Origin of the sequence: Brevundimonas sp. (assembly GCF_018608325.1) — a bacterium.
Lineage (GTDB): Bacteria > Pseudomonadota > Alphaproteobacteria > Caulobacterales > Caulobacteraceae > Brevundimonas.
Map to the genome: position 1 here is coordinate 26,447 of NZ_JABAZW010000162.1, position 2,802 is coordinate 29,248.

2 protein-coding genes and 1 pseudogene are annotated in these 2,802 nt (G+C 62.8%); 1 reads left to right on the forward strand and 2 read right to left on the reverse strand.

Annotation, left to right across the window (positions count from 1 at the left end):
- Positions 1 to 11: 11 nt before the first annotated feature.
- Together QZ281_RS16425 and QZ281_RS16430 are read right to left on the reverse strand one after the other, a co-directional pair.
- A pseudogene (locus QZ281_RS16425) lies at positions 12 to 719 on the reverse strand (two-component sensor histidine kinase); the annotation flags it as partial.
- A gap of 27 nt (positions 720 to 746) precedes the next feature.
- Positions 747 to 1,484: a response regulator transcription factor gene (locus QZ281_RS16430; protein ID WP_292230231.1), complete on the reverse strand. Its 738-nt coding sequence runs from the start codon at positions 1,482 to 1,484 to the stop codon at positions 747 to 749.
- 82 nt (positions 1,485 to 1,566) lie between these two features.
- Here QZ281_RS16430 and QZ281_RS16435 point away from each other — a divergent pair, with 82 nt between their 5' ends.
- A complete protein-coding gene (locus QZ281_RS16435) occupies positions 1,567 to 2,445 on the forward strand; it encodes a branched-chain amino acid aminotransferase (RefSeq protein WP_292230232.1) in 879 nt (292 codons plus the stop codon).
- The last annotated feature ends 357 nt before the right edge of the window (positions 2,446 to 2,802 follow it).

A 2,802-nucleotide genomic window follows, 5' to 3' on the forward strand; every position in this document is an offset into this window, starting at 1 on the left:
CCATGCTCTCATTCAACGAGACGCTCGTGCCGGGCGGTGGCGGCGGCGCGGACTTCACGTGCGCCATGGGGTTTGAAGCGCGGAACCGTCTCTCCCCGGCCAAAGGATTCTGCGGCGTCGGCCAGACGTTCGATGGCCCGGACCTGATTGCGGATGAACAGTATGGCCACGCCCATCAGCAGCACCGTGGCGATCGTCAGCCACAGCACAAAGATATGGGCCTGGGTCGCCACCGCCCGTTCGCGCGGCGCGATGATGCGCAGAACGCCCTGCGGCTCCTGCACCTGAATATCGACATAGGCGGGGTAGCGGGTGGTGTCGAACCAGTAGGGTCGATCCAGTCGCGATTGCAGCGCGTGATCCAGAACCCGGTCAACGACGCCTATGGGACCGCGCCTCTGCTCCGTCGGCAGGACGCGATCTTCCTGCAGGGCGATGGATAGTGACATGGAGCGTTCGGCGCGGTCGGCCAGGCGCTGCAGCCCCTGCGGGCTGGGATCATCCTCATAGGACTCAACCGCCCAGGCGATGTCGCCAGCCAGACCTTCTGACAGGCGCGCAGTCACCGTCTGCCAGTGGGCGTCGAAAAATATCCACGTCACCGCAACCTGCATGACCAGCACCGGCAGGACGATGATCAGCAGCGAGCGCCCCCACAACGAGGTGGGCAGGCGCCGCTTCAGAAAGCGCGGCCACAGATAGGCGGGCAGAAGCCGCATTTTTCCTCAGCCGGTCCGCTCAGAGCCTCAGTCGGGCGCCAGCATATAGCCGACACCGCGCACGGTCTGCAGATAGCGCGGGTTCTTGGGGTCGCTTTCCAGCTTTCGGCGCAGGCGGGTGACCTGAACATCAACGGCGCGGCCGGTGATGTCGGCGGTGTCCGGTGACAGGCTCATGCGCTCGACCGGCGCATGGGCGTGAAGCGCCAGGGTCTTCAGCAGTTGCGCCTCGGCCTCGGTCAGGCGCTGGGGTTTGCCCTCGCGGGTCAACTCCAGCCGCTCCATGTCAAAGACGGCGGTGCCCAGCTTGATCTCGCGCGGACCGATGGGCTTTCCGCCCGTGCGGCGCAGGATAGCCTCGATCCGCAGCGCCAGCTCGCGCGGCTCGAACGGCTTGGACATATAGTCATCGGCGCCACGGGCCAGACCCTCGATCCGGTCCTGAGGGTCGCCACGCGCCGTCAGCAGAAGAACCGGCGTCTTGGACAACTCTGCCTTGCCGCGGACCCAGGTGGTCAGGTCGAACCCGCTCTCGCCCGGCATCATCACATCCAGCACCACCAGATCGAACTCGATAAGCTCCATCATCCGCTTGGCGGCGGCGGCGTGGGCGGCGCCGGTGACGCGATAGCCTTCGCGCGCCAGGAACTCCTTGAGCAGTTCGCGGATGCGGTCATCGTCGTCGACGATCAGCAGATGGCGGCCGACGCCAGGCCCGGCGATGGGGCCAGAACGACCATAGGGGCGTGAATCCGTCATGCTCATGCGTCTTTCCTCCCGCTCAGGGCGTTGACCTGAACGATTCGGGCGGCTCTAACACCGTCAGTTTCGCGGGAGATGTGTTCCAATGGCCTTCGTTCCTTTCGACGATCGTGACGGCTGGATCTGGATGAATGGCGAGTTTGTACCCTGGCGGGAAGCAAAAACGCACGTTCTGACCCATGCTCTGCACTACGGCTCGTCGGTTTTCGAGGGTGAGCGTATGTATGGCGGCGAAATCTTCAAGCTGACCGCGCACTCGGAGCGGCTGAAACGCTCCGCCAACCTGCTCGATTTCGAGATCCCGTACAGCGTGGCTGAAATCGACGCGCTCTGCAATGAAACCTGCGCCAAGAATGGTTTGACCGACTGTTATGTCCGCCCGGTCGCCTATCTGGGCGCCGAACAGACCAGCGTCTCGGCCCTGAACAACAAGGTCCATCTGGCGATCGCCGTGTGGGACTGGCCCAGCTATTTCGACCCGGAAGTGAAGGCCAAGGGCCTGCGTCTGGAATGGTCCAGGTGGCGTCGCCCCGATCCCCAGACCGCGCCGACCACGGCCAAGGCTGCGGGCCTCTATATGATCTGCACCATGTCCAAGAACACGGCAGAGCGTAATGGCTATGCTGACGCCCTGATGCTGGATTGGCGCGGCTATGTCGCCGAGGCGACCGGCGCCAATGTCTTCTTCGTCAAGGATGGCGTCATCCATACGCCTAAGGTCGAGCACATCCTGGATGGCATCACCCGCCAGACGGTCATCGAGATCGCCAGATCAAAAGGCATCGAGGTCGTGGTTCGTGACATCCTGCCGCAAGAGCTGTCCGACTTTACGGAATGCTTCCTGACCGGAACCGCCGTCGAGGTGACGCCGGTGGCAGAGGTGGGCGACTATCGCTTCACCCCGGGCGCCCTGTCGCTGGACCTGATGGACCACTACGGCAAACTGGTGCGTCGCGAACTCTAAGCTCGATAGGGCAGGGTGTTCCGCTTGACCGATCCGGGGTCTGCCAGAATCTTCGCAAAAGCGTCAGATTCCGGTTGCGGTAAAATGGGGCGGTCCGTATAGAGCCGCCTCGCTCGGAAACGGGCCGGCCGGTGGGGCCGCGGCGACGAAAGTCTCCACGGTTTCAGGAAGAAAGAGTTGAAAAACTTCTTGCTTTCTCAGGTTGGCCTCATTAGTTTCCGCGCTTCAATCGAAACGCCGAGCTACGGTTTAGGGGTCAGCCTCGCAGCTTACTCCCGGCGATATTTTGTGGGTTTGAAGGGTTCGCTCTTCGGTTTGCAAAATCTCTGAAAAGGGCGGTTGACATGAGGATCGGGC

What these genes read in the sequence shown, in the direction of transcription:
- QZ281_RS16435 (WP_292230232.1), top strand. Translation starts at nt 1,567, where the DNA reads ATGGCCTTCGTTCCTTTCGACGATCGTGACGGCTGGATCTGGATGAAT.
- QZ281_RS16430 (WP_292230231.1), bottom strand. Translation starts at nt 1,484, where the DNA reads ATGAGCATGACGGATTCACGCCCCTATGGTCGTTCTGGCCCCATCGCC.